The sequence below is a fragment of the Brucella haematophila genome (assembly GCF_005938105.1).
GTDB lineage: Bacteria > Pseudomonadota > Alphaproteobacteria > Rhizobiales > Rhizobiaceae > Brucella > Brucella haematophila.
In genome coordinates this window covers 14,865-41,854 of sequence record NZ_VCPE01000022.1, presented here as the reverse complement: position 1 = coordinate 41,854, position 26,990 = coordinate 14,865, and the positions used below count along the sequence as shown (strand labels likewise).

Sequence of the window (26,990 nt, the reverse complement as noted above, 5' to 3'; positions counted from 1 at the left end):
GCTATGAAAGCGATTCTTAAAATTATTTCCGGGCTGATGCTCGGGACGGTGGCTGCTGTCTGCCCGGCTCGCGCCGCGAATGTCGAGCAATCGGGGCCAACTCTCGATTTCGGAGCGCTTACCGGGGATGCCGCCGCGACAGCCGTGTCGGCTGATGGGTCAGTTATGGCGGGGCGAGCCTACACGTCCGGCGGCGGACTATCGGCGGTATCCTGGACTGCGGGCAACGCTACGCCGGTCGTTCTCTCAACATCGGGTGGTGGCAACTCTGTCGTCAATGCGGTCTCGGCTGACGGCACATTCATCGTCGGTCAGGCACAGATCGGTGCTGCCCTACACGCTGTGTCCTGGGCAAATGGTGCGACGCTGGCTACCGATCTTGGCACGCTTGGCGGCAGTTTTTCCGAAGCGGTTGCGCTGTCCTCAGATGGCAGTGTCATTGTCGGCAATTCCACCACTTCGGGCGGCATGAACCGTGCGGTCAAGTGGACGAGCGGAGCGACCTCTCCAACTGATCTTGGAACGCTCAACGGCAACGGCTCTTATGCCAAGGCCGTTTCTGCGGATGGATCGGTGATTGTCGGCTATGCGGCTTCCGTGTCCAACGCTAATCATGCAGTTTCCTGGACGAATGGCGCCTTGACACCAGCGGATCTCGGCACGCTTGGCGGCTCAAATTCCGCAGCAAATGTCGTATCGGCAAATGGGCGCGTCATTGCAGGGCAGTCGGAAACGAGCGGTGGTGAAATCCATGCCGCATCATGGGCCGATGGTGCATCATCGCCGGTCGATCTGGGCACGCTCGGCGGGTTCTATTCCGATGTGTTCACGCTCTCCGCTGACGGGTCGGTCCTCGCGGGCATATCCTATACCGAGATGGGTGAAACCCACGCCGTTTCGTGGAGGGACGGCGCGACGACGCCGACCGATCTTGGCACACTTGGCGGTTATTATTCCGATGTTGCGTCCATCTCCGCCGACGGTTCGATCATCGCGGGATCGTCGTCGGCAACAGACGGCAATCTGCACGCGGTTTACTGGGCGAATGGCGCAACCGCGCCCACTGATCTCGGAACACTTGGCGGCGTGTCTTCTACGGCCAATGCCATGTCGGCAGATGGGACAGTTGTGGTCGGAACGTCGACACTCGCGTCCGGGGTTTCACATGCAACCATTTGGAAGCTCCTGATTTCGGCTCCGCCGGTCACAGGCACGCCAACACCGAATCCTGATCCGGGCGAAACGGCAACACCGCCGGTTGTCGAAACTCCTACACCGGATCCCGGCGCGGGCGGAACAGAGCAGCAGTCACCCGGGTCTGAAGCTGGCTCAGGCGGTCAATCGGGATTGTCTACGGGTGCAGAATCTCAGCAACCACCGGCAGCGGGCGAAGGCTCGACACCATCGGACAACGGAACGCCCACAGAGTCTGGCTCGGGGGGAGCCGAACAACAGACAGCCGGAACTGAAGCAGGGTCTGGCGCTCAATCGGGTTCGTCGACGACGACGGAATCTTCACAATCGCCGACAGCGGGGGCTGGTTCAACGCAAACTGTGCAGTCGGTCGGTGTCGATGTGACCAATACGGCGAAGACTGTCGCTGCTTTGGCGGGAGACACATTTTCGCTGATGGAATCACAACGCGGAACATTGGGGCGCTTGCAGCGCGCATGTGATGTCGCGAAGGCGGGCGAAAGTTGCTACTCGCTTTCAGCCGATGTTGGGCATGCGGGCGGGAAGACCGATGCGCTTGGCTGGATTTCCATGGCGCATGCCTTCACTGATAATTTTCTGGCAGGCATCACAGTCGCACATTCCTTCTGGCGCGACATGCCGGAAAGTTTCGACCGGGATAATGACAATCTGGGCGGCGGCTTCTATGCCCGCTGGCGCGCGCCAACAGCAACGGGTCACTGGTATCTGCAAGGTTCGGTTGCCGCCAATCGCTACGATATTGAGCGGACGCGGCAGGTATTGAATTATACCGAGGCGGGCACGGGCGAGAGCACAATCAGGGGCTGGGGGGCATCGCTCGAAGCGGGACGGTCGCACGATCTCCCGGACAATGCTGCCATCGGTTATTATGCGGGGCTGCGCTACAGCGATCTCAAGATGGATGGGTACACGGAAACCAATGCTTATTTCCCGTTCACCTATTCCGATGTGAAATCGCGGCGCTTGGGCGTCTATCTTGGGGCGAACTATGCCATGCCGTTGAGCGAGCGGGTGCGCTGGCTGATTAATGCGGAGATCGAACAGGATATCCTGCATGATGATCCGAGCGTGATGGCGAGCGCCGACTATATCGGCGCGCTCAGCTTCGATGCAGATGCAGCGCATACACGCGGCAGCCTTTCGACCAGTTTGTCCTATGCGTTCAGCGAGGTCTTGAGTGTTGGCGTGACGCCTTATCTTGCGCGAACCGTTAACCGGGATATGGCCTATGGCGCGAGCATTGATGTCACGGGCAAGTTTTGACCGGACGTTGCAGGCTTATGCTTCTGCCTTTTCAGGAGTAAGCGATTGTGCGTCTTTCTCGCCCTCATAGGGGCGAGGACGATGAACCAGCGTGACCAGCACGACGGAAATGATCATCAGGAGATACCATGAGCCGAGCTTGCCGAGCGAAACCGGCACCCAGCCATTATGCTGGTTGGGATAGAGCCAGGCCTTCGACCACGTGCCGATATTCTCCGCAAACCAGATGAAGAGCGAGGTTAGCAGAAAGGCGAGGAGCAGAGGCATTTTGTGCCGAAAGCGGAACACGCGATAATGCATGCTGGTGCGCCAGAACAAGGCGAATGTCAGCGCAAACAGCGGCCAGCGAATGTCCCAGATGAAATGATGGGCGAAGAAATTGACATAGATCGCAGCCGCCAGCACCAGTGTTGTCCAGAGCGGCGGATAATGGTTCAGCCGAATGTCGAAGATGCGGTTGATGCGCGCCATATAGGAGCCGACTGCCGCATACATGAAGCCTGAAAACAGTGGCACGCCGCCGATGCGGAAGAAGTTCTCTTCCGGATAGATCCATGAACCGGCATGGGTCTTGAACACTTCCATGGCCGTGCCGACGACATGGAAAATCAGGATGACCTTGGCTTCCTCCCATGCCTCCAGCTTGAAGACCAGCATGGCAAGCTGGATAGCCAGCGCGGAAAGGAAGAGAAAATCATAGCGCGTGACGTAACCGGCGATACCGCCAACCCCGCTTTCCGGCCACAGCCAGCGGGTGAGGATGATGAGGCCGAGCATGGCGCCGCCAAACAGGCAGGCCCAAGCCTGTTTGAGGCCGAAGACCAGAAATTCAATCAGTCCGTCGGTCAGGCGGTTGCGCGGCAGCCGGTCGAGGACACGGTGGGCCGCCGCATCGATAGACTGTTCGAGGCCAGTAAAATGCCTATCTGCCTGCAATGATCTGTTCCAGAAACTGGGTCAGATTATCCGTCACATAGTCGACCTGATCGGTAAATTCCGGATCGCTTTCCCAGATTTCCGAGAAGGTCGGCTCGAAATTATTCGGCACCACCAGAACGGTTTTCATGCCGAGCGCCTTGGGCACGACGAGGTTGCGCGCCAGATCCTCGAACATCACGGCCTTACTGGCATCGACACCAAAAGCGCCCAGAAAACGGTCATAGGTGACACGTTCCGGCTTTGGCATCAGCCCGGCAGCGACGATGTCGAAAATATCGTCGAAATTATCGAGAATACCGAGCTGGCGTGCCGCGCGCTCGGCATGGCCGCGATCGCCATTGGTGAAGATGAAGCGGCGGCCCGGCAGGGACTTGATCGCTTCGCCAAGCGCCGGATCGGGCTTCAGCCAACTATAGTCAATGTCGTGCACCTTTTGCAGAAAGTCGTCCGGATCGATCTGATGGCATTCCATCAGGCCTTTCAGCGTGGTGCCATAGTCGAGATAGAACTGCTTCTGGATGCGACGCGCTTCCTCGCGCGGCAATTGCAGCAGGTTTTCGACATAGCTCGTCATCTTCACGTCGATCTGCGAAAACAGATTGGCGGCGTGGGGATAGAGCGTGTTGTCGAGATCAAACACCCAGTCAGTGATATGCTGAAAAGCTGGAGTGAAGGCCGAAGCGTTGGAACTATTGGTCATGGGGCTTTATGGCACGATCAGCGTGCCGGCACCATGTTCGGTGAAAAGTTCCAGCAGGACGGAATGCGGGGTCTTGCCATTGAGGATGACAACGCCTTCCACGCCACGGCGGATTGCTTCGATGCAGGTTTCGACCTTGGGGATCATGCCGCCGGAAATCGTACCGTCCTTGATGAGCGCCTGCGCATCAGCAACGGAGAGTTCCTTGATCAGCTTCTTGTCCTTGTCCAGCACGCCCGGAACGTCGGTCAGGAACAGAAGGCGGGTTGCGGCAAGCGCGCCTGCGATAGCACCGGCAAAGGTGTCGGCATTGATGTTGTAGGTGTGGCCGTCGCGGCCGGGAGCGACCGGCGCGATGACCGGGATCATCTCGGAACGCGCCAGAAGATCGAGCAGCGTGCGGTCCACTTCCGCCGGTTCGCCGACGAAGCCGAGATCGAGTACCTTCTCGATGTTGGAATCGGGGTCGATGACGGTCTTGTGCGCCTTCTGCGCGAAAACCATGTTGCCGTCCTTGCCGCACAGGCCGATGGCCCATTCGCCTTCGGCATTGATGAGGGCGACGATTTCCTTATTGATGGAACCGGCCAGAACCATTTCCACCACTTCGACGGTCTTTTCGTCGGTGACGCGCAATCCGCCTTCAAAACGGGATTCGATGCCGAGCTTGGTCAGCATGGCCTGAATCTGCGGTCCGCCGCCATGCACGACGATCGGGTTGATGCCGGACTGTTTCAAAAGCGCAATATCGCGGGCAAACGCCTTGCCAAGCTCCGGATTGCCCATGGCGTGGCCGCCATATTTCACGACGACGTGCTTGTTCTCGTAGCGCTGCATATAGGGCAGGGCGGCGGAGAGGAGTTGCGCTTGCTTTTCGGAATTTTCAAGGGTCGTCATCGCGGGCTCCATGGCTGGCGACAGGGCAGAAGAGGCAGGCTTTTCTAGACCGGTTTTGATTCAAATGGAATCCGCGAAAACGGTCTCGCGGCTTATTTTTCACGAATAGTTGGCTGGACACTGCTGCCAGTGTTCTATGTAAATCCTGATTTTATAGTTTCACTGTTCCATGAAGAAAGTTGTTTCAATGCGTCGGTTGATTTTGACCGCTCTGGTTTCGCTCTTTGCCCTCAATGCTGCTCAAAGCACTGCTGCTGCGGCATCCTCCACACAAACCGTGATCTTTGTCCGCCATGGCGAAAAGCCGGAAGCAGGATTGGGGCAGCTAAGCTGTCGCGGCCTGAACCGCTCGCTGAAACTGCCAGCGGTCATTACAAAACAGTTCGGCAAGCCTGCGGCGATTTTTGCGCCCAATCCGTCCGAGGAGAAGGATGACAAGGGCGAGACCTATGCCTATGTGCGTCCGCTGGCCACCGTCGAGCCAACCGCGATTTCGCTCGGCCTGCCGGTCGATACGCGTTTTGGCTTCGAAGATATCGACAAGCTGGAAGAAGCGCTGGCAGCACCCGCCTATCGCAATGCGACCGTTCTGGTTGGCTGGGAGCACAAGCAGATCGTCAAGCTGGTACGCGACATCGTCAAGGAGAATGGTGGCGACAAGCACAGCGTGCCCAAATGGTCGGGCGACGATTTCGACAGCATCTATGTGCTGCGCATGACCCGCGACGGGGAAAAGATCGACGTGCAGTTCGAGCACCGCAATCAGGGACTGAACAATCTGCCGGAAACCTGTCCTCTTTGAGGACAGGTCAGGCTGAGATCAGGATTCTTTGATCACCAGAGCAATAGCGGCGCGCAAATCGTCGAGGCCGAGGCCCTTTTCCGACGAGGTGGCGATAATACCGGGGAAGCAGGCTGCGCGGCGGAAGGTGAGTTTGTGCGTATCCGCCATCAGGCGCGGCACGCCCGCCGGTTTAATCTTGTCGATCTTGGTCAGCACGATCTGGTAGGACACGGCAGCCTTATCGAGAAGGTCGAGCACCTCGGCGTCGTTCTTCTTGATGCCGTGGCGGGCGTCGATCAGCACATAGACGCGCTTCAGCGTGGTGCGTCCGCGCAAATAGTCGAAAACAAGCCGCGTCCAGGCATCGACATGGGCCTTGGGTGCTTCGGCGAAGCCATAGCCGGGCATGTCCACGAGGGCCAGCGGCGGCAGGTCGCCGTTCTCGCCGGAATAACCGTCCGGCACGAAATAGTTCAGTTCCTGCGTGCGGCCCGGCGTATTGGATGTGCGCGCAAGGCCCTTCTTGTTGACCAGAGCGTTGATCAGCGATGACTTGCCGACATTGGAGCGTCCGGCAAAGGCGATTTCCACCGGGCCTTCCGGTGGCAGGAACTGCATCGACGGCACGCCGCGGATAAAGATCCACGACTTCTTGAACAGTGCACGGCCTTGCTCGACCAGTGCCGCCTGCGCCGCGCGGGTCGCATCTGCCGCCGCCTGAGCTGCATTGATTGCCGCCTGCTTCTTATCCTGCTCGCTCAATGTTTTTATCCTGGTCGCTTTATTCTGTAGAACACACGCATCAATGGTATGGGCCGCATTGTCAACATGACGGCATAAAAAACCCCGCCTGAGCGGGGTTCTTTCAGTTCTATTTCTTCGCCTCATTGGGCTTTCGTTTGAACATGCCCTTGAGGTTATCGAAGAGCTCGATCTTGACGCCCTGACGCTTCATGATGATGCCCTGCTGGGTGATCGAGAGCAGGTTGTTCCATGCCCAGTAGATCACCAGACCAGCCGGGAACGAAGCCAGCATGAAGGTGAAGATGATCGGCATCCAGGTGAAGATCGCAGCCTGTGTCGGATCCGGCGGGGTCGGGTTCATGCGCATCTGCAGGAACATCGTGATACCCATCAGGAGCGGCCAGACGCCAATCATCAGGAAGTGCGGCACGGCGAAAGGCAGCAGGCCGAACAGGTTGAAGAGCGAGGTTGGATCCGGTGCTGCAAGATCCTGAATCCAGCCAAAGAACGGCGCGTGGCGCATTTCGATGGTGACGTAGAGAACCTTATACAGGGCAAAGAACACCGGAATCTGCACCAGCACCGGCCAGCAGCCTGCGAGCGGATTGATCTTCTCTTCCTTGTACAGCTGCATCATGGCCTGCTGCTGCTTCATCTTGTCGTCCGCGTATTTTTCGCGGATTTCCGTCATCTTCGGCTGAACCAGCTTCATGCGCGCCATCGACTTGTACGACTTGTTGGCGAGCGGGAAGAACAGGCCCTTGAGCAGAACGGTGACAACCAGAATGGCGACGCCGAAATTGCCGGAGAACTTGTAGATCCAGTCGATGAGGTAGAACATCGGCTTGGTGATGAAGTAGAACCAGCCCCAGTCGATCAGCAGTTCGAACTGCTTGATGCCGAGCTGCTTTTCATAAGCCTGAATCTGGGTGACGACCTTTGCACCGGCAAAGACGTGGTTCTTCAGCGTCTGCGACTGGCCAGCCTCAATGGTCATCGGCGCGCCGAGGAAATCGGTCTGGTAGCGCGGGCGATCATTGGTGAAGTGCGAGAAGCGACCGGTGAACTTTTCGTCCTGCGGCGGTACCAGCGTTGCGGCCCAGTACTTGTCGGTGATGCCGAGCCAGCCGCCATTGACGTCCTTGAACGAGATGTCCTTGTCGTCTTCGACCTTGGAATACTTGATTTCCTGCAGGCCGTCCTGACCCATGACGCCGATCAGGCCTTCATGCAGAACATAGGTGGCGCTGGCATTTTGCGGCTGGTTGAAGCGGGTTACGCGACCATAGGAGGCCAGCGAAATCGGCGCACCGGTATTGTTGGTGATCGTGTCGTCAACGGCGAACATATAAGCGTCGTCAACCGAGATGACGCGCTTGAAGGTGATGTTCTTCTCGTTGGTATAGGTCAGCGTGACCGGCGTGGTCTGGGTCAGCTTGTCGTTGCCTTCCACGGACCAGACCGTGTTCGGACCCGGAACCGGGCCGGTCGTGTCATTGCCGGTGAAGCCGAGTTCAACGAAATAGCCCTGCTTCAGCGCGGAAGGCGCAAGCAGTTCGATATTCGGAGAATTGTCGTCGACCGTCTCGTGGTAGTTCTTGAGGAAGAGGTCATCAAGACGCGCGCCGGTCAGATTGATCGAACCGCGCAGCGAAGGCGTGTCGATCTGGACGCGCTGGGTCTGGGCGATTGCGGCTTCGCGGGTCAGCGCGCCGCCTGCGGCTGCCACATCACCATGGCCGGGAATTGTGCCCGAGGCGGCTGGCGCCTGCGGCGTATCGCCCGCGCTGTTGCCTGCCTGGCTACCCTGGGCTGCCTGCTGGGCCTGCCGCTGTTGCTCCTCAATGCGTGCCTGCTCCCGCTGGGCTTCCGTTTTCGGACCCAGATAAAACACTTGCCACAGCGTCAGTATGAGGATGGACAGGGCAATGGTGATGAAGAAATTGCGTTTATTTTCCATTGACGGGTCCTGATTCCGGTCTTTCCGTTCGGCGTTTCCCTTCGCCTTTCCGCTCACCCTTTGCCGTGATGCGGCGGGTGAGTTCCTCGGTCAGTCGCGAAAAGGGCGCAGTGAGAGCTTGCTCGCGCGCTACGATCACATAGTCGGTCGAAGGCGCCATGTCACGTCCTGCGTGACAACGTACCGCTTCTCTCAACCTGCGACGGATGCGATTTCGTATCACGGCGTTGCCGTTCTTCTTGGTGACGGTGAAGCCGGCGCGGGGCTTGTCGCCAATTTTGGCCACTGCCGATTCCTCTTCCGTCCGCTCGCGGACTTCGAGAAGAAACAGCGGACCACGCCGCTTTTCACCGTTCCTTAAAGCCAAAAACTCCGCTCTCTTGCGAAGGCGGAGTATTTGTTTCGGCTTTTTCATGTTTCTGATCACCGCGCTGCTGCGCGGGATAAGATTAAGCGGAAAGCCGCTTACGGCCGCGCGAACGGCGAGCGGCGAGAACCTTGCGGCCGCCGGTGGTAGCCATGCGTGCACGGAAACCGTGACGACGCTTGCGGACGATCTTGGATGGCTGATAAGTGCGCTTCATTTTTTTAATACCGCGGTGTGCGGCCCTTCTTAATTCTGTTTTTCAGTTGAGCATGATCTGGCCCGAAGCCGGTTTCCCTTTTCCGGGATCATGCTCTCATGAACAGGAGCTGGTTCTTTTCCCTTGCGGCGGACAGCGCAAACCATCCGTTAACCCGCGCGGGCGAACGTGACGCGGCTTATAGGGGGAGGGGCCTCAAGAGTCAATCCGCAGATGCGATCAAAGCTGCGCTTCGATGGCTGCTTTGTCGATAATCGACCAGACCGCTTTTATAAGGCCATTCTCGAAGGTGTAAAAGACGTTTTCCGCAAACCGGATATTGCGACCGTTGACCGGCAGGCCAAACAACGCGCCAACAGGCGTGCAATCGAAAGCCAGACGCGCGGCGATCGTTGGCGGTTCGCTGACGAGCAGTTCTATATTGAATTGGAGGTCGGGGATCGCCTTGAAATCCTGCTCAAGCATGGCGCGATAGCCAGCCAGTCCGAACGGCCTGTCATTATGCGAGACCGTCTGATGGACAAAGCGCCCGAGATTATCCCAATCCTGCTCGTTCAGGCAGGCGATATAATCCCGGTAGATGTCGGCAAGCGGGTTCTGCATGGTGGTTCCTCCTGTTTTCGAAATTAAGCGATCACGCATGGCAATGCCATTGCCAAACTGCGCATAGACTTCCATAAGAGAGCGCACATTTTTTCCAATGCGGAGCACGTTCCGCAGCAGCATTCAGAGGAGTTCACCATGAGCATCCGTCGCATCGGAGTTGGTCCGCGCATGAGCCAGGCCGTGGTTCACGGCAATACTGTTTACCTCGCCGGTCAGGTGGGTCTGCCAGGCGCCAGCGTGACCGACCAGACCAAGGCCGTTCTGGGTGAAGTGGACCGCCTGCTCAAGGAAGCCGGTTCGGATAAGACCAAGATCCTCCAGGCGATCATCTGGATGGCCGACATGAAGGATTTCGCCGAAATGAACGCTGTCTGGGACGCATGGGTCCATCCGGAGCACACCCCAGCCCGCGCAACCGGTGAAGCAGCGCTTGCAACGCCGGATTACAAGGTTGAAATCATCATCACCGCTGCGATCTGATCCCAGCGCGAATGCATGAGAAAGCCCCGCTTTTGCGGGGCTTTTTTATTCGCGGATGCGTTGCGAAAAGTCGTCGCGTCCGCCTGCCTGTGCTCTGGCATCAATGGATGCGCGCTGGCGTACTTCTTCCAGCGAGCCGCCGTTCTCGATCCAGTGATTGTCGTAGAGATAACCGGGTAGATAGCCCGACAGCAGAATGCGGTAGTCGAACGGGAATGTCGGGTCGAGCAGGCGCGCCATGTCAAAGATCATGGTCGTGCAGTTGGTGGTCAGCGTGTTGTAGAACTCCGCCTTGGCGGCCAGTTGGTTGCCACGCTCGACATAGGACAGGAACAATTGTCTGGCCGGGCCGGGCGGCAATCTGACCTGATAACGATAGGCATCTTCCTTGCGGACATTGGTGCGCAGGTAAATGATGTCCCGCTCCTCGGCGGCGATCATCGCCAGCTCGAATTCGCGGAAAAAGCCGCCAATGGACGAAAAGACCTCATGATGCTCGCGACGGATCTCGCCGGAGAAAACCACATGGCGTCCGTCGGCAAAGCCGAAGGAAAGCAGCGTGTGGGCGATGGCCGGGCTTGACCAGTAGGATAGATAGATGTCCACCGAGGTGATCTTGCTCAGATCGTAGGTTTCGTCTTTCCAGTTTTCGGTAAAGTCTTCGGTCGTGCGCCATTCGAAATCGCGGACATTGAACAAGGTGACCATGTCGCCATCCACCTTGCCGGTGACGATGCGCGCAACATCGGGTGCCCAGATGCGGTCGAGGGAAGGGCGGATCGTCGCCCACCAGCCGAGGATGAGGAGCGCGAGGAAGCAGAAGAACAGTCGTTTGCGCCAGCAGGAAAACTGCCGTTCCCCGGCAATGATCCAAAGCGTGATGAGCAGCCACACCGCGATGACTGCCTGGCGAACAACAGTACCGAACGGCAACTGGTACCACATCGCAAAACTCGCCCAGATCGCAAAGATAAGAGCGAAAACAACGAAGATAAACTTGCCTGCAATGCGAACGGGCGCCGATCTTAAAATAGACGTCATGTGCCTCAGTGCTCGCCGGTTGCGGTAATCATTGCGGAATCTGCGGCGATACTGACATGATTTGCGGCACTATGTCAGTGCCTATCCAGAAATCGGAGAAATTTATCTCAATAGACTGGAATCTTTAAAAACCAGCACTTCTATAAGATGTTACTTCTTTAGAGCGACGGCCTCTCCGCGCGGACGCGGCGCGGTTGTCTTGCGGCTACGCCTGTAAGGACGCACCACGCGCCACAGGAGCAGCGCTGCGACAATGGCGGCGTAGATGATCGGCTCCGCAGGCCAGCTTTTTACCGACATGATGAAATGGATCGCGCCGCCTGCGATGGCGACATAGACCAGTCTGTGCAGGCTGGTCCAGCGGCGTCCGAGCCGCCGGATCGACCAGTTATTCGACGTTAGCGCCAGCGGCACCAGCAAAGCGAGACTGACCATGCCGATGGTGATGAAGGGGCGGCGGAGAATATCGGCGAGGATAACCGGGAAATTCAGTGCCTGATCGAGCACCATATAGGTCGTGAAATGCATGAGCGCATAATAGAAGGCGAGAAGACCGAGCGCCCGGCGATAGCGCAGCAGGCTGATGCCGGTCAGATCGCGGATCGGCGTCACGAGCAGGGTCAGGATCAGGAGGCGCAGCGCCCAGAGACCAAGCGTATGTTCGAAAGTCTTGACCGGATCAGCGCCAAGACCGCCAGTCGCGCCGAGATAGAAGGTCCAGATCGCGGGAACGAACCCGACCGCATAGAGCAGCCAGACCTTCCAGCCATCGGATTTGCGGGCCGCCGGCTTTTGCATGCGCGTTTCGTTTGTCGCTGCCCTCTCAGCCGTCATGTCAATAATTCGCTTTCAGATCCATGCCAGCATAAAGCGATGCGACTTCGTCCGCATAGCCGTTGAAAGGCAAGGTCGGGCGGCGGCTTGAGGAAAAGAAACTGTTTTCGCCGATGCGCCGTTCGCTTGCCTGACTCCAGCGCGGATGGTCGACCGCCGGATTCACATTGGCGTAGAAGCCATATTCATTGGCGGCCTGCTGTTGCCAGGAAGTGGGCGGCTGCTTTTCCACAAAGCTGATGCGGGTAATGGCCTTGATGCCCTTGAAACCATATTTCCATGGCACGACGAGCCGGATTGGCGCGCCATTGGCGTTGGGCAGCGTCTCGCCATAAAGCCCGACAGCCAGAATAGTCAGCGGATGCCGGGCTTCGTCCAGTCGCAGCCCTTCGACATAGGGCCAGTTCAGCACCTGAAACAGCCCCTTTTGGCCGGGCATTTCCTCCGGGCGCACGACGCCGGTGAAGGCGATATATTTGGCGGAACCGAGCGGTTCCACTTGCGACAGCAGGCTTGCAAGCGGAAAGCCGATCCACGGGATCACCATCGACCACGCCTCGACGCAGCGCATACGGTAGATGCGCTCTTCCAGCGGCATTTTGGCGATCAGGTCGCGCATGTCGAATTCTTTTGGCTGTTTCACCAGCCCGTCGACGGTCAGTTTCCAGGGCAGCGGCTTATAGTCGGCGGAATTGGCGGAAGGATCGCTCTTGTCGGTGCCGAACTCGTAGAAATTGTTATAGGTCGTAACGTCTTCCTTCGGCGTCAGCTTTTCATCGACCTTGTAGGCAGAGGCGGCGGCCTTGAGCGGATCTGCAAATGCCGAGGATGCGAAGCCCCCGACAGTACCTATTGTGGCAAGCGCGCCGAGACCTGCCATAAACTGGCGGCGATGCAGATAGATGTTTTTCGGTGTCACCGCATCATGCGTGAGACGGGCATGCGAAAGACGACCGGGTTTGAAGCTGCTCATGTCCGTTATCCATCCTCCTGGAATAATACCCTATTTTGACGCTGAACGCGTCAGAAACATGGTGTTTTGTCCACTAGTTCGTGGCTCACGCATTGTTGATGATTTTCCCAATTTGTAACAGAATTGTAACACGTCGAAACTTTTCGTTATTCTGCCATATTCTCGCTCAATCTCTGCTGTTAAGGGAGTTGCATTCGCCGCGAAGGCAGGCACGTTATGGGCTTTCTGCGAGTGCCGCTTTCAAACCTTCGTTAACGTCTCGTTGGCTATGTTGAGATCATGGTAAAGAAGATGTTTATTGCCGCTTTGGCGGCTGCGCTTATGGTATCGACCGGCTCGGCTTTTGCTGAGGGGCAGCCTGTGGCTGTCTCTACGAAAGGTCAGGGCAAGGCACTGAGCGGCATTGCCGCTTCGATGAAGGAAGAAGAAGGCGCCCCCAAACTCGGTGAAGGCGTCACCATGCGCGAGAAGAAGATGGATACGGAAATCACGCCGGAACAGAATTTTTCCCGCAGCAAGCAGTTCATTCACCGCTTCTATACGCCGGAAAAGGCGTCCAACGAGCTGGTTATCCTGCTGCACGGCTCGGGTGGCAATGAAACCAGCCTCATTCCGCTGGCGTCCAAGATCTGGCCGCGCGCGACGCTGCTCGGCATTCGCGGTCGCGTCATGCAGGACGGCGGCACGCGCTGGTATAAGCGTATCACGCCGGTCAAGTTCGACCAGAAGGACATCCAGCTCGAAGCCAATGCTTTTGTGACGTTCCTGACGCGCCTTGCCGATGACAAGGACCTCGACCTCACTCATGCGACATTCGTGGGCTATTCGAACGGCGCCAATCTTCTGGCGGCAACCATGATGCTGCATCCTGATATGGTGAAACGCGCTGTGCTGATGCGCTCGATGCCGGTGCTGGACAATGCGCCGGTTGCCAATCTGAGCAAGACGCGCGTGCTGACGATCACCGGCGAGGAAGACAAGCTCTATTCGCCGTTTGCGCCTGCGCTCTCCGCACTTCTGCGCTCCAGCGGCGCGCGTGTCGATGCGCGCACGATTGATGCCGATCACATGCTTTGTGACAAGGATGCCGCCGCGATCAGCCAGTGGGTCGCATCGCTCGGACCGGACGGCGCACCTGCGGTTTCGATGAAGAGACCCTGAGTTCTAGGGGAGTAGGGGAATAAGGGAATAGGGCAGTATGTTGGGCAAGAAGCGCCTGACACTCTCTTAAGACCTATTCCCCTACTGCCTTACTCCCTTATTCCCCTAATCCCTTAACGAAACGATGCCACAATCCCCCGCTTCCGAACCGAAGGCGAGGCGGTGGCCCTGATCGTCCCAGCCCATGCTGGAGACCGCGCCTTTGCCGGGGCGGCGCAGCAAAACTTCCTTCTGATCGGCAAAACGAACCAGCATGATCATGCCGTCATTATAACCAATGGCGACGATATCCTCGACAGGATGGCAGGCAACCGCCGTCACCATGCTGTCGCCGCGCAGGCCAAGCTCAAGCGGGGCCTTGCCCATCGGGCCGTCCTTGCCTGCAAAAGGCCAGACAATGGCCGCAGGCGCACCGGACGTTGCAAGCCACTTGGCCTTCACGCTCCACGACCAGTCCTTAACCTTCGCCGGATAGCCGGTCATACGCATGTGTTTGGTGTCTTCGAGACGCCAGCCATGCAAGGCATTTTCCTGCATCGAGGTGATGAGGAAGCGGCCATCCGGCGAGAAAATGACGCCGATATGCGCGCCTTTCCATTCCAGTTCGGCAGGCTTGGCGGCAGTCCCGGTCCAGATCAGCGTTGCGCCGTTGTAACGGGCGATCGCAAGCCGCTGGCCCTTTGGTGCGAAGGCAATGCCTTCAACACTGCGTTCCTGCGGGAATTCCTGCACTTTGCCATCAGAACTGCGCACCCAGGCCGAGCGGCCCGATGCAAAGCCGACCGTGCCGCCGGGACCGGCAGCAACCGCCGTCATCCACTTGCGCGGAACTTTGGCAAGTTCGGTCACCGTGCCATTGGCATCGGTGCGGCAGACGCGACCGTCTTCGCCGCCGGTGATGAGTGATTTGCCGTCAACGGCAACCGCAGCGCTCAACAGCCCGTCATGGGCCGTTGAACTCTGGCTGCCGTTATCGAGCCGGTGGATCGTCCCATCGGCCATGGCAAAAAATGGAACGCCGCCGACGAAGCGTGCATGAAGACAATGACCTTCGAGGTCAAGCGGGGCAACTGTAGGCATCAGTGTCCAGTATTTCTTATTTAACTTGGCAGTTTTCGAAACCGGCTTTCAATTCAGCCGGGTCGAGTTCGCGTCCGATGAAGACAAGGCGGCTTTCCCGCTTTTCTTCCGGCTTCCATGCGCGCTGGTGATCGCCTTCGATGATCATGTGTACGCCCTGAACCACATAGCGGTCCGGGTCGTCCTTGAAAGCGATGATGCCCTTGAGACGCAGAATATTCGGCCCTTGAGTCTGGGTGATGTTCTGAATCCACGGGAAGAATTTCGCCGGATCGATTTCCCCGGCCCGCAGCGAAACGGACTTCACGGTGACATCGTGGATCGGCGAGGCGTGGTCATGATGGTGATGATCGTGATCGCAGTCCGGGCCGCAGACATGATCGTGGTCATGGTGATGATGATCATGGTCGTGATCATGCGCGTGGTGATCGTGCCCGTGATGATCATGATGATGGTGGTCATGCCCATGATCGTGGTCGCAATCCGGTCCGCAGACATGATCAGGATGATCATGGTCGAGGAAATGCGGGTCGTTTTCCAGCACGCGCTTCAGGTCGAAGGCGCCACGGTCGAGCACGCGCTCAAGCGGGATCGAAGCGCGCTCGGTGCGGTGAATCACGGCATGCGGATTGATGGCGCGCACGGTCGCTTCAATGGTGGCCAGTTCCTGCGGCGTCACCAGATCAGTCTTGTTGATCAGCACCACATCGGCAAAGGCAATCTGGTCTTCGGCTTCGCGGCTGTCCTTGAGACGCAGCGGCAGATGCTTGGCATCGACCAGCGCGACAACGGCGTCGAGGCCGGTTTTGGCGCGCACGTCGTCATCCATGAAGAAGGTCTGTGCGACCGGAACCGGGTCGGCAAGGCCGGTGGTTTCCACGACGATGGCGTCGAAGCGTCCCGGGCGGCGCATCAGGCCTTCCACCACGCGGATCAGGTCGCCACGCACGGTGCAGCAGATGCAGCCATTGTTCATTTCGTAGATTTCTTCATCCGACTCGACGATCAGGTCGTTGTCGATGCCGATCTCGCCGAATTCATTGACGATGACGGCATAACGCTTGCCGTGATTCTCGGTCAGAATGCGGTTGAGAAGGGTGGTCTTGCCCGAGCCCAGATAGCCGGTGAGAACGGTAACGGGAATGCGGCCAGCTTCAGTGGTCGCCTCTGCTGTGGTTTGGGCTTCAGCCTGGCTCATGGTCTTGCCTCTTGAAGTTACGGCCCCGGATCGGTCGGCGCACAAAGGCGCATGGCGGGGCTTCAGATCGGACAATTCATATAAGGGAACGGCGACAGTAATACCATATGCAATGCTATATTATTACATCTGCCCCATCACATTCCCGCCATTGATGAACTGCGGGTCGGATTGACTGGAAATGCCCGGTTTCCCGCTTCAGGATTTGAACCGCGCCAGGTCGAAGCGGTCGACATCGCGTAACAGATCGACAAAGCCCGACACGGCATTGGCGATCAGCTTTTCGCCGGCCTCCGCCGTCGCCGCAGCAGCGTTGCCTGCAACGCCATCGGTATTCAGGTCGTGCATTTTCCAGCCAAACGCATGCGGGCCATAGGCGCGCAGATATTTGAACTCTTCGGCAAAGCCGGACTGCGCATTGCTGAAATTGCGCGCTTTCGACATATCCACGAGGTCAGGCCGCAGCGCGAGCATCACCGAGGTTTCGATAAAGCCGCCATGGATGTCGAGCGCCTTTTCCTCCGGGGTGATCAGTCCTTCAGGAAGGCCGAAGCGGGTCCAGCTGGTTGCGACTGCGAGCATGCCGAGCCGGACGCGCAATTCGGTCGCAACGATGGTCATCAGGGGCGAATTGCCGCCATGGGCGTTGAGCATGACCAGCTTGCGAATGCCGCCCGCATGCAGGTTTTCGCCGATGCCGATCCACTGGTTGACCGCTTCGGAAAAGGCAAGGCTCTGGGTGCCTTCCGTATCCATATGTTCGATCGAATAGCCGACAGGCTGCACCGGCAGGAAGTTGACGTTCAGACCAGCCGGAATCGCCTCGCCAACCCGCGCGACAATGCCTTCCGCGATGATTGTGTCCGTATCGAATGGCAAATGAGGGCCATGCTGTTCGTGTGCGCCAAGGGGCAGGACGACAATCATATCGCTGTTCTGATCGCGCAGTTCCGTCATGTTTTCCTCACTTTGTTTATCGGGCCCTGAACCTAAACCCGGGGAGCCGGAGGGGCAAGCCAAGCGACAACAAGACTGGCTTTTGATTTAGCGGAACGTTTTTAACCTTGTTGTTTCATAAGTCGGACAATATTTTACGCTATAAACATCTCGGGCAATGTCGATCGAGCGACAAAATGAAGTCGCAACAAAGGGTGAGGTGGCAATGAACAAGGACAATAAAGCGGTTGTACTTTACCGGTTGCAATCCGTCGCGCGTCTTTCAAGAACAGTTCTGGCCACACGGCTTCTGGAACAGGGACTTTATGCCGGGCAGGATGCAGTCATGCTGCAACTGGCTGCCGAAGACGGGCTGACACCTGGCGTTCTTGCGCAGCGCCTCGGTGTGCGCCCGCCGACCATCACCAAGACGATTGCGCGCCTGCAAGGGCAGGGCTTTGTCGCCAAGCGTGCGTCCGAAACCGATCAGCGTCAGTCGCATGTCTATCTCACCCAGACCGGGCTTGAGACGATCAAGGCCATCGAAAAATCCATTCGCAAGACCGACAAGGACATGCTGAAGGGGCTCGACAAGAAGGAACGCAAGACTTTCCTGAAAATGCTTGGCCGTATGGAAGGCAATCTTGCGCTGCGCGGTCTGTCGCGCGTGGTTGAAGAAGCGTCCACCGATACCATTGAGGATGACGAAGCCGAATAAGCAAATCCGGCTGCGGGTTACTGCCAAAAAAACTTTCAATTCAATAATTGCAATGGCATAACCGTTTTAATGATGACGCCCGTGTGACGTAAGACGTATGGGCGTTCGTGGCATGGACCGTTGGGGGAGGCGACTTGGCCCAGAAAATCAAGCTTTCGACCATCGCTGATGCGCTGGGTGTTTCGACGGCTACCGTTTCGCTTGCGCTGCGCGACAGCCCGCTTGTTGCCGACCAGACCCGTGAGAAGATCAAGGAACATGCCCGCGCCATCGGTTATATCTATAACCGTCGGGCAGCGAGCCTGCGCACGTCGCGGTCGGGGATCGTCGGCGTCGTGGTGCATGACATCATGAATCCGTTTTTCGCGGAAATTCTGAAATCCATCGAATCGGAACTCGACCGGTCTCGCCAGACCTTCATTCTGTCCAATCACTACGATCAGCTGGAAAAGCAGCGCACCTTCATGGACACGCTTTTGCAGCTTGGCGCTGACGGCGTGATCATGTCGCCCGCCATCGGCACGCCGCCGGAAGATATCCAGATCGCCGAGGATAACGGCCTGCCGGTCGTTTTCATCGCGCGCAGTGTCGAAGGCGTTCATGCGCCGGTGTTCCGCGGTGACGATGCCTATGGCGTCGGCCTTGCCACCAACCACCTGATTTCACTTGGTCACAAGCGCATTGCCATGATCGGCGGCACCGACCAGACCTCGACCGGTCGTGACCGCTATCGCGGCTATGTGCAGGCGATGGACAAAGCCGGGCTGGAAATTCGCGACGACTGGCGCATTGCGGGTCCGCGTACCAAGCAGGGCGGGTTCGAAGTCGCGCCGCAGTTCCTCGCCTTGAAGGACAAGCCGACCGCTGCCGTCTGCTGGAATGATCTGACCGCAATCGGCCTGATGAACGGCATTGCACGCGCCGGACTGGTGCCGGGTGACGATATTTCCGTCACCGGCTATGACGATCTGGAAGAGGCGGCCATTGCCACGCCCGCGCTTACAACCGTCTGGAACGGCCAGCGCGAAGTCGGTCGTCGCGCCGCCCGCGCTTTGCTCGATCAGTTGAATGGTGTCGAGGTTGCCTCGACGCAGGAACTCATCAAGCCGGAGCTGCATATCCGGCAATCGACGTCCAAGCCCAAACATCCCTGATTCCCCCGCTCCGGGTCCGGTTCAGCCTGACCGGTCGCCGGTCTCCCCGTGAACTGCGAAATGCTTCCCAGAGGAATATTGTCATGACCAAGCGCGACGCAACCGTTCTGGTGCTCGGAAACTTCAACGATTATGCCGTCGAACGCCTTTCGGGTGAATTTTCTGTCCGCCGTATCCCGCGCGGTGATGCTGCGCTGGTTGATGCCGCCTGGGCGAACGATGTGCGTGGCATTGCCAGTATGTCCACTGTCGATGCGGCGCTGATCGACGCTTTGCCAAATCTGAAAATCATCGGCAATTTCGGCGTTGGTTATGATGCGGTTGACGCCAAACATGCCGCTGCCCGCAACGTGATGGTTACCAACACGCCTGATGTGCTGACCGACGAAGTGGCCGATACCGCGCTTGGCCTTTTGATCGATACCGTGCGTGAACTGTCGAAGTCGCAGGAATTCCTGCGCGCAGGCCGCTGGGAAAAGGAAGGCCGCTATCCGCTGTCGAAGCTGTCGCTGCGCGGACGCAAGGTCGGCATTTTCGGCCTTGGCCGTATTGGCAAGGCGGTCGCCCATCGCGTGGAGGCTTTCGGCCTGCCGGTTTCCTATCACAACCGCCGCAAGGCTGAAGGCGTCTCCTACGATTACTACCCGAGCCTGCTTGAACTGGCCAAGGCGGTCGACACGCTTATTCTGGTTGCCCCGGGCGGCGCGGAAACTGCCAAGGCGGTGAATGCAGAAGTGCTGCAAGCGCTCGGCCCGGATGGCGTGCTGATCAATGTCGGTCGCGGTTCACTGGTCGATGAGGACGCGCTGGCTGCGGCGCTGAACAATGGCACCATTGCCGCTGCGGGTCTGGACGTCTTCGCGAACGAACCCTCCGTGCCGCAAGGTTTGCTCGATGCGCCAAATACGGTTTTGCTGCCGCATATCGCATCTGCATCGCATAAAACCCGTCAGGCCATGGCGGATCTTGTGATCGACAATCTCATTTCATGGTTTGATACCGGCAAGGCGATCACGCCAGTGCCGGAAACGGAGCATGTTAAGGGAGTAGGGGAGTAAGGCAGTAGGGGAGTAAGTGAAGAAGGAGCTTGATAGACGCTTCCGCGTCAATCACCCTATTCCCCTATTCCCCTATTCCCCTATTCCCCTATTCCCCTATTCCCCTATTCCCGTCCCTTGTGTTCGCGCACCGCATCGCCAAACGCCTCGAATATCTTCCGCGAGGGAGCATCGGACTGGACCCAATATTCCGGGTGCCACTGGACGCCGACGACAAAGCCCTTGGCGTCCTTGACGGAAACGGCTTCCACGGTGCCGTCTTCAGCCACAGCTTCCACTTCAAGGCGCGGCGCAAGCCGGTCGATGGCCTGACGGTGCACCGAGTTTACCTTTACGCTGTCTTCTTTCAAAATTGCGCCAAGGCATGAATCCGGCTTGATGCGGATCGGGTGCTGGATCGCGAAACGCTCAGCCTGGCTTTCCGATTGCGGTGCGCGGTGGTCCATGCGCCCCTGCAATTCCTGAATTTCAGTGGCGAGCGTACCGCCCAGCGCTACATTCAGTTCCTGAATGCCACGGCAGATTGCCAGCACCGGCACGCCTTTTTCAATGGCGGCACGGATCAGCGGTAGCGAGGTCGCGTCGCGGGCTTTGTCATAGGGTTCGAAGGCAGCACTCGGTTCCACACCATAAAGCGACGGGTTGACGTTCGATTTCGAGCCGGTGATCAACACGCCGTCCACGGCGTCGAGAATGGCGTCGAGGTCGATCTTGTCACCGAAGCTCGGCACCAGAAGCGGCGTCACTTGCGCAACATCGATTGCCGCAGCCAGATATTGATCCGGTGCTGCATGCCAGGTGTAATTCTCGAAAGGTTTGACGTCAGTCGGTACGGCAATCAGGGGGCGGGACTTCGACATAGCATTCGGATCCGTTGATTTGGCTCTTATCTGGAGCAGTATTTAGGCCTGAATCAAAAAGCGGCATGTGTGTGCGAAAATGGTGATTTTCGAGTACCGGAGCGGAGCGTACTATTGGTACGTGAGCACCGGAATGCAGAAAATTGCCATTTGCAGCCGCACAGGGCGACTTTTGGAACAGGCTCTCAGCCTTGTGCAATAGAACACATCCAGAAAAGAGTGAAACAGTTTTCGGACAGGATGTGCGTCGGCATAACCTCTCGCAATTGGCAATTAGTGTCGTCTTTTCATCACGCTCGCGCGCCTTTTGTGTATTGTCCTGATTTGAGGCGAAATTCGAGCCTGCGCGCAGTTCAAATGCCGCTATGAATGTGCTCTAGAATTTTGCAATGAGGTGCATCTATCTGAAAACTGTTTCACAGGTTTCGGGATGTGTTCTACTAGGGGCAAAGATGGATTGGCAGTTGAGGGGATGTATGACTGACGATCAGCTTTTCTCCGTCCGGGGCAAGGTTATTGCCGTGACGGGAGGCTCCTCGGGTCTGGGCTTGCGCATGGTGCATGTGCTGGCCGGGCACGGGGCGCGGGTGATCTCTATTTCGCGCACGCATGCGGGCGAAAGCCTGTGTCCGTCGGGTGGGGAAGTTCTTGAAATCATGGCGGATGTAACCCATCCGGATGAAATCATGCGCGCCTTCGATGAAGCAGAGCAGCGTTTCGGGCCGATCTCGACCCTGTTCAACAATGCCGGCGTCGCCCATATGGCGCGTGCGCTCGATACGACACGCGACATGCTCGAACATATTTTCGAGGTCAATGTGGCGGGCGCTTTCTTCGTGGCGCAGGAAGCTGCACGTCGCATGATCGCGCAAGGCGCGGGCGGCTCCATCATCAATACGACCAGTATTTTGGGCGACAGGCCGCAGAAAGGCGCTGCCGCCTATTCCATGTCGAAAGCCTGCATCACGCAGATGACGCGTGCGCTTGCACTCGAATGGGCCGCACATGATATTCGCGTCAATGCGATCTCGCCGGGGTGGTTTCCGACCCGAATCAATGAAGAACAGCTCAATGGACCGGCTGCGGGCTACTTCAAAGGGCGTAATCCGCTGCGCCGTCTCGGCGAACCGCAGGATCTGGATGGTGTGGTGCTCATGCTGGCCTCCGATGCCAGCCGCTACATGACCGGCACCATCGTCAATGTGGACGGCGGACACAGCCTCTGAGTGCGCCCCAACGGGATAGGGATTTATTCCGCGTTGGCGTGCTTTCCTCCGGGTTTTCCCCGTCGGCGATTGCTATTCGGTGATATTCTCTAGTTTTGTTGTAGAATGCTTGTGAATTGCAATCGCGCCGCGAGGCGTAATACAGGGTGTTTTGCCACTCTGCTTTCACGGCCAAATTGTTTGAAGGCCTCCGCTTTGAAAGCCTATGGTTGTATTGTTATTTCGCAGGTTGCTGTTAAGTTGTTCCCCTGTGAATAATTGGGATACATCTTATGGTGGCGGGGGTAACAGCTTGTGGTTTCATTTCGCGAAAGATATTTTTAAGTCATTAGTGCAATAATCGCCCTCACGATAGGGACACAAGCAAGGACATGTGGCGGAGCCGTAAACCTGACATACCTGCAGACGTGCGGCTTTCTTTCATGCGATCACTTTACGGTAATCGCACCACGCTGTGGTTTGGCTTGTTGGCCCATGTGGTGGCCTGTGTTGTCATCTATGTGAAAACTGTTGACTGGCATTTCATCGGCTTTGCCGGGCTTTTTGCCGTCGTCGCTCTCGGTCGTCTCTACGACATGCGACAGTTCGACCGTGCCAGGCTAGGTCACCTTACATCCGCCGATCTCGACCGCTGGGAGTTGCGCTATCTCATTGGCGCTTCGCTGGTCTGCGCGACGCTTGGCATGTTGTGCTTCTTCTCGATCTTCGTGCTGCGTGATCCTTTTGCCGAGCTGGCCAGTCTGACCATTCTGCTGGCTTCGGTCGTTTCCATCGTCGGGCGCAATTATGCCTCGGCGAAGGCCGTCGTTTTGATGTCGATCTGCACGCTGATTCCGGTGCTCGCCGGGCTCGTGCTTGCGGGGACTCCCTTTCACATCATCATCGGCCTGCTGCTGATCCCGTATTTCCTGTCCAATATCGAAATGGCCAACGGCCTGCGTGAGTTTCTCTTCGCGGCCGTGATGGGCAAGCGCCGCCTGTCGATTGTCGCTGGACGCTTTGATGCCGCGCTCAACAATATGCCGCAGGGTCTGCTCATGCTCGATGGCCAGCAGCGCATTGCGGTGATCAATAACAAGGCCAAGGCGATGCTGCGGATCGCCGAGCACACCAAGTTGCACGGGCGCCGGCTGGAAGTCCTGCTGCGCTATTGCGCGCGGGAAGGGTTGTTTCCGCATAATGATATGGCGAATGTACGCGCCCGCATGACCGACCTTGTCGCCGGACGCAAGACGCGCGACATTTTCCAGCTTTCCGGTGAACGCTATATAGAATGTATCGGCAACCAGACTGTCGGCGATGGTGCGGTTCTCATGTTCGAGGATGTGACGCAGCGTGTCGAGGCAGAAGCCCGCATTCAGCACATGGCGCGGTTCGACGGACTAACCGGCCTTCCGAACCGTAATTATTTCGAGACCATGGTGCGCACATTGCGCGCCCATCAGTCTGCGGACAGTTTTGCGGCGCTAGTCGTCATCGACATCAATCACTTCAAGCATGTCAACGATACGCTCGGCCACCATACGGGCGACGTGTTGCTGCGGCTGTTTGCGCAGCGGCTTTATTCGCTCGACCAGCAACGCTTTGTGGTTTCGCGATTTGGTGGTGACGAATTCGTCGTGTTTGTTTTCAATCTTCAGACCCAGGCGGAAATTACCGGCATCATGGATCATATCACGTCGGTCGTGTCCGGCGTTTATGATCTCGACGGCGATCATGTTCATATCGACATCAGCGCCGGTATTGCGATTGAGAACATTGCCAATTGCGATGTCGGCAATATGCATATCAATGCGGATCTGGCGCTATATGAAGCGAAGGGCCATGAAGACCGGCAATGGGCGGTTTTCGTCGGCGCGATGGATACCAAATATCGCAGCCGCCAGAAGCTCAAGGCTGATCTCCGACAGGCCATCGGCAACAATGAAATCAAGGTTGTCTACCAGCCAATCGTCAGTGCGCAGTCTCTGCGCATTGTGGCTTGTGAAGCGCTGGCGCGCTGGGTGCATCCGGAGCTGGGTTCGGTGCCGCCTGCCGAGTTCATTCCTCTGGCCGAGGAAATGGGCATCATCACCGATATCACCCGATTCATGCTGGATCAGGCCTGCAAGGACTGTCTGACCTGGGGTGATCGTATCGGCGTTTCCGTTAATCTGTCGGCTATCGATCTGAAGAGCAACGAGATTGCCCGCGATATCGCTTCTGCCTTGCAGAAATCCGGTCTTCCCGCCCATCGTCTGGAAGTCGAAGTGACGGAAAGCGCAATCATCGCCGACCGCAACAAGACGTCGATGGTTTTGCAGCGGCTGAAGAACGCCGGCATCAATATTGCGCTCGACGATTTCGGCACGGGCTATTCCAGCCTCAGCTATCTCAACACGCTGCCGTTGACCAAGGTGAAGGTGGACCGCTCCTTTGTCCGCGACATCACCACCGACCGCCGGTCGCTGATGCTGTTGCGCGGTGTGACGCAGCTCTCGCATGAGCTGGGTCTTGGCGTGACCGTCGAAGGCGTGGAAACGGAAGAACAGCTTGCGCTGATCCGCGTTGCCGCCGGTGCCGATCTGGTGCAGGGCTATCTTCTCGGCATGCCGCTGCCTGCGGATACAATCGGCTCGATGACGACAAAATCCGTCACATGGCGCGAAGGCGGCCGTACCGTCGCCTGACCATCGGCCTGATCTTTTTTGGCCAGACCGCACCCCGTGACAATTGCGCGCGACGGATGCGGACGGGGCAGGCTGAATTTCGTACCGCTCATCAGGAATTTCGCTCCGGAGCGAGCACCTCATTGCGGCAAAGATGGCAAAAGGCCCTGAAATGCGGTTTCTAGCGCATTTCTCACGCTGAGCATCGAAAAAACGCTGTTTCCATGTGGCGAATCTGTGGCAATACTGTGCCGGGAAAATGGCGCGGGGGCGTATATGCAGTTGAACTTATACCTTTACATGAAGGTAAACCTGCTTATTCTGCCGCTGAATTGAAATGTATGATTTGCATGATTTGATGGTGCGGAAATCGCTTATATGACTGATTCAGCTGTCTCGGGGGAGAAACCGCCGCTATCCAATTTTGCGCGACAGCTGCTGCATTTTCTGGATCGTGTTGAATATCGGCGGATCGTCCATGCGGAAGATCTGGAAGAGATCGGTCGGCTTCGCTACCGCTCCTATCGTACCCGCAATGTGATGGATGAGGCCGAAGTGCCGTCCATTGTCGACGATATTGACCGGGACAGCCACGCTTTCGTCTATGGGGTGCATGTCGACGGGCAGCTCGTGAGCACATTGCGTATTCATCACATCACGCCCGATCATCGCAAGGGAACGAGCTATGCGCTTTTTCCCGATATTCTCGATCCGCTGCTCAATAGCGGCATGCATTTCGTCGATCCGACCCGCTTTGCCGCCGATCCGGAGTTGCTGAGCGAGTACCCGGCCATCCCCTATATCACATTGCGTATTGCTGCGATGGCGTCGGAATTTTTCGTTGCAGATCAATGCCTTGCCTCGGTCAAGCCGGAGCATATGGCATTTTACAAGCGCATTTTCGGCACGTCGATGATGGCCGATGCGCGTGAGCATGCAGGCTATGGCATCAAGGTCGGGTTGGGTGCCGCGCCGATCCGCAATATCCGCGATGCGGTTGCGGTGCGCTTTCCATTCTTCAAATCATTGCCGCGCGAGCGGCAGGCGATGTTTGCCGATAGACGCAGCACTGTTGTGCCGCTGACGATATTGCCGACTGCGAAATATACGGGACTGGGCGTATAAGCGATTACTATGCGTTCTATAGGCAGTGTTCTAAATAATTAGATGTAGCGCATTGCGCGAATCCGATTTACGAAGACTGCGGAACCGCTTTACGCGGAGAGAGAGGGTTGCTGCGACGAAAAGACTTGGCGTTCGTGCCGGGCTTTTGTTGTGTGCAGATTGAAGATTGCAGGTGTTTTCGCTTAACATCATCGATGTTGGGTGGAAAATCTGAATGGGTGGAACGAAAATGGCAGAACATCATACGACGGCTCCGGCTGAACTTGGCGCACCGATGGACTATGCTGAGCATGAGAAAACTTATGCCGGTTTCACGGGCCTGTTTAAATGGGGCACGGTGGCGGTTGTCGCCCTTATGATTGCCATGGCGTTCGGCTTTTTCGCTGGTGGTTTCTTTTCCGCGACCATTCTTTTTGTCCTAGTCTGCGTCGCCGCCTGGTTCATCCTCTAGCGCATTGATGCGGCCAGATGGCAACATCCGGCCTTGCGAAAATGCTGCAAGATTTAAGAGCGAACCGGGATTAACCCCGCATGATTTGATCGAATGCCTTGGCATGGGTTACTATGCCGAGGTTTTATGCATGTCTTAGCACTACAGTCGCATTCTTCGCCATGCCGGGCTGCAACGCGCGATTTCCTGCGCACCGGTGCTCACGTACCCAAAAGTACGCTCCGCTCCGGTGCTCGAAAATCACTCGTTTCGCCACGGCCTGACGAATTTGCAACTGTAGTGTCAATCTCAATTCTTTCGAAAAGAGTCTCATTTGAGAGGCTCGCAATTCTGCCCGACCGCAAGGCCGGATCAA

The 26,990-nt window shown here is 57.3% G+C and carries 26 protein-coding genes; 11 read left to right on the top strand and 15 right to left on the bottom strand.

Annotated elements, in window-relative coordinates; all coding sequences use genetic code 11:
- Nucleotides 1-3 precede the first annotated feature (3 nt).
- Nucleotides 4-2,478, top strand: a complete 2,475-nt coding sequence (locus tag FGI60_RS23460) for an autotransporter domain-containing protein (protein WP_138787208.1) — start codon at nucleotides 4-6, stop codon at nucleotides 2,476-2,478.
- Nucleotides 2,479-2,493: 15 nt separating this feature from the next.
- Here the strand turns inward: FGI60_RS23460 and FGI60_RS23455 are convergent, their stop codons facing one another.
- The 3 genes from FGI60_RS23455 to argB are packed head-to-tail and all read right to left on the bottom strand — an operon-like array spanning nucleotide 2,494 to nucleotide 5,014.
- Nucleotides 2,494-3,414 carry a DUF817 domain-containing protein gene (locus tag FGI60_RS23455; RefSeq protein ID WP_138787207.1) on the bottom strand — a complete coding sequence of 307 codons (921 nt, stop codon included), beginning with the start codon at nucleotides 3,412-3,414 and terminating at the stop codon, nucleotides 2,494-2,496.
- On the bottom strand, nucleotides 3,401-4,117 hold the full coding sequence (locus tag FGI60_RS23450; protein ID WP_138787206.1) for a pyrimidine 5'-nucleotidase: 717 nt from the start codon (nucleotides 4,115-4,117) through the stop codon (nucleotides 3,401-3,403). The genes FGI60_RS23455 and FGI60_RS23450 overlap by 14 nt, the downstream gene beginning before the upstream one ends.
- Nucleotides 4,118-4,123: 6 nt before the next feature.
- On the bottom strand, nucleotides 4,124-5,014 hold the full coding sequence (gene argB / locus FGI60_RS23445) for an acetylglutamate kinase (protein ID WP_078339928.1): 891 nt from the start codon (nucleotides 5,012-5,014) through the stop codon (nucleotides 4,124-4,126).
- Between the two features lie 187 nt (nucleotides 5,015-5,201).
- On the opposite strand from argB, the gene FGI60_RS23440 reads away from it, so the two are divergent.
- Nucleotides 5,202-5,816, top strand: coding sequence for a hypothetical protein (locus tag FGI60_RS23440; RefSeq protein WP_138787205.1), 615 nt, complete (start codon nucleotides 5,202-5,204; stop codon nucleotides 5,814-5,816).
- A gap of 18 nt (nucleotides 5,817-5,834) precedes the next feature.
- Here the strand turns inward: FGI60_RS23440 and yihA are convergent, their stop codons facing one another.
- The 5 genes from yihA to FGI60_RS23415 form a co-directional block, all read right to left on the bottom strand.
- On the bottom strand, nucleotides 5,835-6,560 hold the full coding sequence (yihA, locus tag FGI60_RS23435) for a ribosome biogenesis GTP-binding protein YihA/YsxC (RefSeq protein ID WP_078339930.1): 726 nt from the start codon (nucleotides 6,558-6,560) through the stop codon (nucleotides 5,835-5,837).
- Between the two features lie 109 nt (nucleotides 6,561-6,669).
- Nucleotides 6,670-8,502: a membrane protein insertase YidC gene (yidC, locus tag FGI60_RS23430; RefSeq protein WP_138787204.1), complete on the bottom strand. Its 1,833-nt coding sequence runs from the start codon at nucleotides 8,500-8,502 to the stop codon at nucleotides 6,670-6,672.
- On the bottom strand, nucleotides 8,492-8,917 hold the full coding sequence (rnpA, locus tag FGI60_RS23425) for a ribonuclease P protein component (RefSeq protein ID WP_138787203.1): 426 nt from the start codon (nucleotides 8,915-8,917) through the stop codon (nucleotides 8,492-8,494). The genes yidC and rnpA overlap by 11 nt, the downstream gene beginning before the upstream one ends.
- 34 nt (nucleotides 8,918-8,951) lie before the next feature.
- The gene (gene rpmH / locus FGI60_RS23420) at nucleotides 8,952-9,086 is read right to left on the bottom strand and encodes a 50S ribosomal protein L34 (RefSeq protein ID WP_006467565.1); all 135 of its coding nucleotides are present in this window, start codon (nucleotides 9,084-9,086) and stop codon (nucleotides 8,952-8,954) included.
- A gap of 219 nt (nucleotides 9,087-9,305) precedes the next feature.
- Nucleotides 9,306-9,689, bottom strand: a complete 384-nt coding sequence (locus tag FGI60_RS23415; RefSeq protein WP_138787233.1) for an ester cyclase — start codon at nucleotides 9,687-9,689, stop codon at nucleotides 9,306-9,308.
- Between the two features lie 138 nt (nucleotides 9,690-9,827).
- Between FGI60_RS23415 and FGI60_RS23410 the strand changes: the two genes are divergently transcribed.
- Entirely contained in the window at nucleotides 9,828-10,172 is a 345-nt protein-coding gene (locus FGI60_RS23410) for a RidA family protein (protein WP_138787202.1), read from the top strand.
- 45 nt (nucleotides 10,173-10,217) lie between these two features.
- On the opposite strand, the gene FGI60_RS23405 is transcribed toward FGI60_RS23410, so the two are convergent.
- From FGI60_RS23405 to msrP, 3 genes are all read right to left on the bottom strand, one after another.
- On the bottom strand, nucleotides 10,218-11,213 hold the full coding sequence (locus tag FGI60_RS23405) for an Lnb N-terminal periplasmic domain-containing protein (RefSeq protein WP_138787201.1): 996 nt from the start codon (nucleotides 11,211-11,213) through the stop codon (nucleotides 10,218-10,220).
- Between the two features lie 150 nt (nucleotides 11,214-11,363).
- Nucleotides 11,364-12,011: a protein-methionine-sulfoxide reductase heme-binding subunit MsrQ gene (gene msrQ, locus FGI60_RS23400; protein WP_138787200.1), complete on the bottom strand. Its 648-nt coding sequence runs from the start codon at nucleotides 12,009-12,011 to the stop codon at nucleotides 11,364-11,366.
- A 37-nt stretch (nucleotides 12,012-12,048) separates the two neighbouring features.
- A complete protein-coding gene (msrP, locus tag FGI60_RS23395) occupies nucleotides 12,049-13,020 on the bottom strand; it encodes a protein-methionine-sulfoxide reductase catalytic subunit MsrP (RefSeq protein WP_138787199.1) in 972 nt (323 codons plus the stop codon).
- A 279-nt stretch (nucleotides 13,021-13,299) separates the two neighbouring features.
- Here msrP and FGI60_RS23390 point away from each other — a divergent pair, with 279 nt between their 5' ends.
- The gene (locus tag FGI60_RS23390; RefSeq protein WP_138787198.1) at nucleotides 13,300-14,181 is read left to right on the top strand and encodes an alpha/beta hydrolase; all 882 of its coding nucleotides are present in this window, start codon (nucleotides 13,300-13,302) and stop codon (nucleotides 14,179-14,181) included.
- Nucleotides 14,182-14,286: 105 nt separating this feature from the next.
- Here FGI60_RS23390 and FGI60_RS23385 read toward each other — a convergent pair whose 3' ends face one another.
- From FGI60_RS23385 to FGI60_RS23375, 3 genes are all read right to left on the bottom strand, one after another.
- Nucleotides 14,287-15,261 (bottom strand): WD40 repeat domain-containing protein, encoded by a 975-nt coding sequence (locus FGI60_RS23385; RefSeq protein WP_138787197.1) that lies wholly within the window; start codon nucleotides 15,259-15,261, stop codon nucleotides 14,287-14,289.
- 16 nt (nucleotides 15,262-15,277) lie between these two features.
- Nucleotides 15,278-16,459 carry a CobW family GTP-binding protein gene (locus tag FGI60_RS23380; protein ID WP_138787196.1) on the bottom strand — a complete coding sequence of 394 codons (1,182 nt, stop codon included), beginning with the start codon at nucleotides 16,457-16,459 and terminating at the stop codon, nucleotides 15,278-15,280.
- Between the two features lie 198 nt (nucleotides 16,460-16,657).
- Nucleotides 16,658-17,416: a creatininase family protein gene (locus tag FGI60_RS23375; RefSeq protein ID WP_138787195.1), complete on the bottom strand. Its 759-nt coding sequence runs from the start codon at nucleotides 17,414-17,416 to the stop codon at nucleotides 16,658-16,660.
- A gap of 205 nt (nucleotides 17,417-17,621) precedes the next feature.
- Here FGI60_RS23375 and FGI60_RS23370 point away from each other — a divergent pair, with 205 nt between their 5' ends.
- The 3 genes from FGI60_RS23370 (at nucleotide 17,622) to FGI60_RS23360 (ending at nucleotide 20,325) form a co-directional block, all read left to right on the top strand.
- Nucleotides 17,622-18,113 carry a MarR family winged helix-turn-helix transcriptional regulator gene (locus FGI60_RS23370; RefSeq protein ID WP_138787194.1) on the top strand — a complete coding sequence of 164 codons (492 nt, stop codon included), beginning with the start codon at nucleotides 17,622-17,624 and terminating at the stop codon, nucleotides 18,111-18,113.
- 134 nt (nucleotides 18,114-18,247) lie between these two features.
- Nucleotides 18,248-19,267, top strand: coding sequence for a LacI family DNA-binding transcriptional regulator (locus tag FGI60_RS23365; RefSeq protein WP_078339941.1), 1,020 nt, complete (start codon nucleotides 18,248-18,250; stop codon nucleotides 19,265-19,267).
- A gap of 83 nt (nucleotides 19,268-19,350) precedes the next feature.
- The gene (locus FGI60_RS23360; RefSeq protein WP_138787193.1) at nucleotides 19,351-20,325 is read left to right on the top strand and encodes a 2-hydroxyacid dehydrogenase; all 975 of its coding nucleotides are present in this window, start codon (nucleotides 19,351-19,353) and stop codon (nucleotides 20,323-20,325) included.
- 104 nt (nucleotides 20,326-20,429) lie between these two features.
- Here the strand turns inward: FGI60_RS23360 and FGI60_RS23355 are convergent, their stop codons facing one another.
- A complete protein-coding gene (locus FGI60_RS23355) occupies nucleotides 20,430-21,185 on the bottom strand; it encodes a gamma-glutamyl-gamma-aminobutyrate hydrolase family protein (protein WP_138787192.1) in 756 nt (251 codons plus the stop codon).
- 476 nt (nucleotides 21,186-21,661) lie between these two features.
- Here FGI60_RS23355 and FGI60_RS23350 point away from each other — a divergent pair, with 476 nt between their 5' ends.
- From FGI60_RS23350 to FGI60_RS23335, 4 genes are all read left to right on the top strand, one after another.
- The gene (locus FGI60_RS23350) at nucleotides 21,662-22,411 is read left to right on the top strand and encodes an SDR family NAD(P)-dependent oxidoreductase (protein WP_078341222.1); all 750 of its coding nucleotides are present in this window, start codon (nucleotides 21,662-21,664) and stop codon (nucleotides 22,409-22,411) included.
- A 371-nt stretch (nucleotides 22,412-22,782) separates the two neighbouring features.
- Nucleotides 22,783-25,080: a putative bifunctional diguanylate cyclase/phosphodiesterase gene (locus FGI60_RS23345; RefSeq protein ID WP_138787191.1), complete on the top strand. Its 2,298-nt coding sequence runs from the start codon at nucleotides 22,783-22,785 to the stop codon at nucleotides 25,078-25,080.
- Between the two features lie 357 nt (nucleotides 25,081-25,437).
- The gene (locus tag FGI60_RS23340; RefSeq protein WP_138787190.1) at nucleotides 25,438-26,184 is read left to right on the top strand and encodes an N-acyl amino acid synthase FeeM domain-containing protein; all 747 of its coding nucleotides are present in this window, start codon (nucleotides 25,438-25,440) and stop codon (nucleotides 26,182-26,184) included.
- A 229-nt stretch (nucleotides 26,185-26,413) separates the two neighbouring features.
- Nucleotides 26,414-26,635 carry an aa3-type cytochrome c oxidase subunit IV gene (locus tag FGI60_RS23335; protein WP_078341239.1) on the top strand — a complete coding sequence of 74 codons (222 nt, stop codon included), beginning with the start codon at nucleotides 26,414-26,416 and terminating at the stop codon, nucleotides 26,633-26,635.
- Nucleotides 26,636-26,990 lie beyond the last annotated feature (355 nt).

Coding starts and splice junctions, on each gene's coding strand:
- FGI60_RS23350 (WP_078341222.1), top strand. CDS start 21,662: ATGACTGACGATCAGCTTTTCTCCGTCCGGGGCAAGGTTATTGCCGTG.
- FGI60_RS23360 (WP_138787193.1), top strand. CDS start 19,351: ATGACCAAGCGCGACGCAACCGTTCTGGTGCTCGGAAACTTCAACGAT.
- FGI60_RS23440 (WP_138787205.1), top strand. CDS start 5,202: ATGCGTCGGTTGATTTTGACCGCTCTGGTTTCGCTCTTTGCCCTCAAT.
- rnpA (WP_138787203.1), bottom strand. CDS start 8,917: ATGAAAAAGCCGAAACAAATACTCCGCCTTCGCAAGAGAGCGGAGTTT.
- FGI60_RS23450 (WP_138787206.1), bottom strand. CDS start 4,117: ATGACCAATAGTTCCAACGCTTCGGCCTTCACTCCAGCTTTTCAGCAT.
- msrQ (WP_138787200.1), bottom strand. CDS start 12,011: ATGCAAAAGCCGGCGGCCCGCAAATCCGATGGCTGGAAGGTCTGGCTG.
- FGI60_RS23390 (WP_138787198.1), top strand. CDS start 13,300: ATGGTAAAGAAGATGTTTATTGCCGCTTTGGCGGCTGCGCTTATGGTA.
- FGI60_RS23380 (WP_138787196.1), bottom strand. CDS start 16,459: ATGAGCCAGGCTGAAGCCCAAACCACAGCAGAGGCGACCACTGAAGCT.
- FGI60_RS23335 (WP_078341239.1), top strand. CDS start 26,414: ATGGCAGAACATCATACGACGGCTCCGGCTGAACTTGGCGCACCGATG.
- FGI60_RS23355 (WP_138787192.1), bottom strand. CDS start 21,185: ATGTCGAAGTCCCGCCCCCTGATTGCCGTACCGACTGACGTCAAACCT.
- FGI60_RS23405 (WP_138787201.1), bottom strand. CDS start 11,213: ATGACGTCTATTTTAAGATCGGCGCCCGTTCGCATTGCAGGCAAGTTT.
- FGI60_RS23415 (WP_138787233.1), bottom strand. CDS start 9,689: ATGCAGAACCCGCTTGCCGACATCTACCGGGATTATATCGCCTGCCTG.
- FGI60_RS23370 (WP_138787194.1), top strand. CDS start 17,622: ATGAACAAGGACAATAAAGCGGTTGTACTTTACCGGTTGCAATCCGTC.
- FGI60_RS23345 (WP_138787191.1), top strand. CDS start 22,783: ATGTGGCGGAGCCGTAAACCTGACATACCTGCAGACGTGCGGCTTTCT.
- FGI60_RS23340 (WP_138787190.1), top strand. CDS start 25,438: ATGACTGATTCAGCTGTCTCGGGGGAGAAACCGCCGCTATCCAATTTT.
- FGI60_RS23375 (WP_138787195.1), bottom strand. CDS start 17,416: ATGACGGAACTGCGCGATCAGAACAGCGATATGATTGTCGTCCTGCCC.
- FGI60_RS23460 (WP_138787208.1), top strand. CDS start 4: ATGAAAGCGATTCTTAAAATTATTTCCGGGCTGATGCTCGGGACGGTG.
- yidC (WP_138787204.1), bottom strand. CDS start 8,502: ATGGAAAATAAACGCAATTTCTTCATCACCATTGCCCTGTCCATCCTC.
- FGI60_RS23410 (WP_138787202.1), top strand. CDS start 9,828: ATGAGCATCCGTCGCATCGGAGTTGGTCCGCGCATGAGCCAGGCCGTG.
- rpmH (WP_006467565.1), bottom strand. CDS start 9,086: ATGAAGCGCACTTATCAGCCATCCAAGATCGTCCGCAAGCGTCGTCAC.
- FGI60_RS23385 (WP_138787197.1), bottom strand. CDS start 15,261: ATGCCTACAGTTGCCCCGCTTGACCTCGAAGGTCATTGTCTTCATGCA.
- msrP (WP_138787199.1), bottom strand. CDS start 13,020: ATGAGCAGCTTCAAACCCGGTCGTCTTTCGCATGCCCGTCTCACGCAT.
- argB (WP_078339928.1), bottom strand. CDS start 5,014: ATGACGACCCTTGAAAATTCCGAAAAGCAAGCGCAACTCCTCTCCGCC.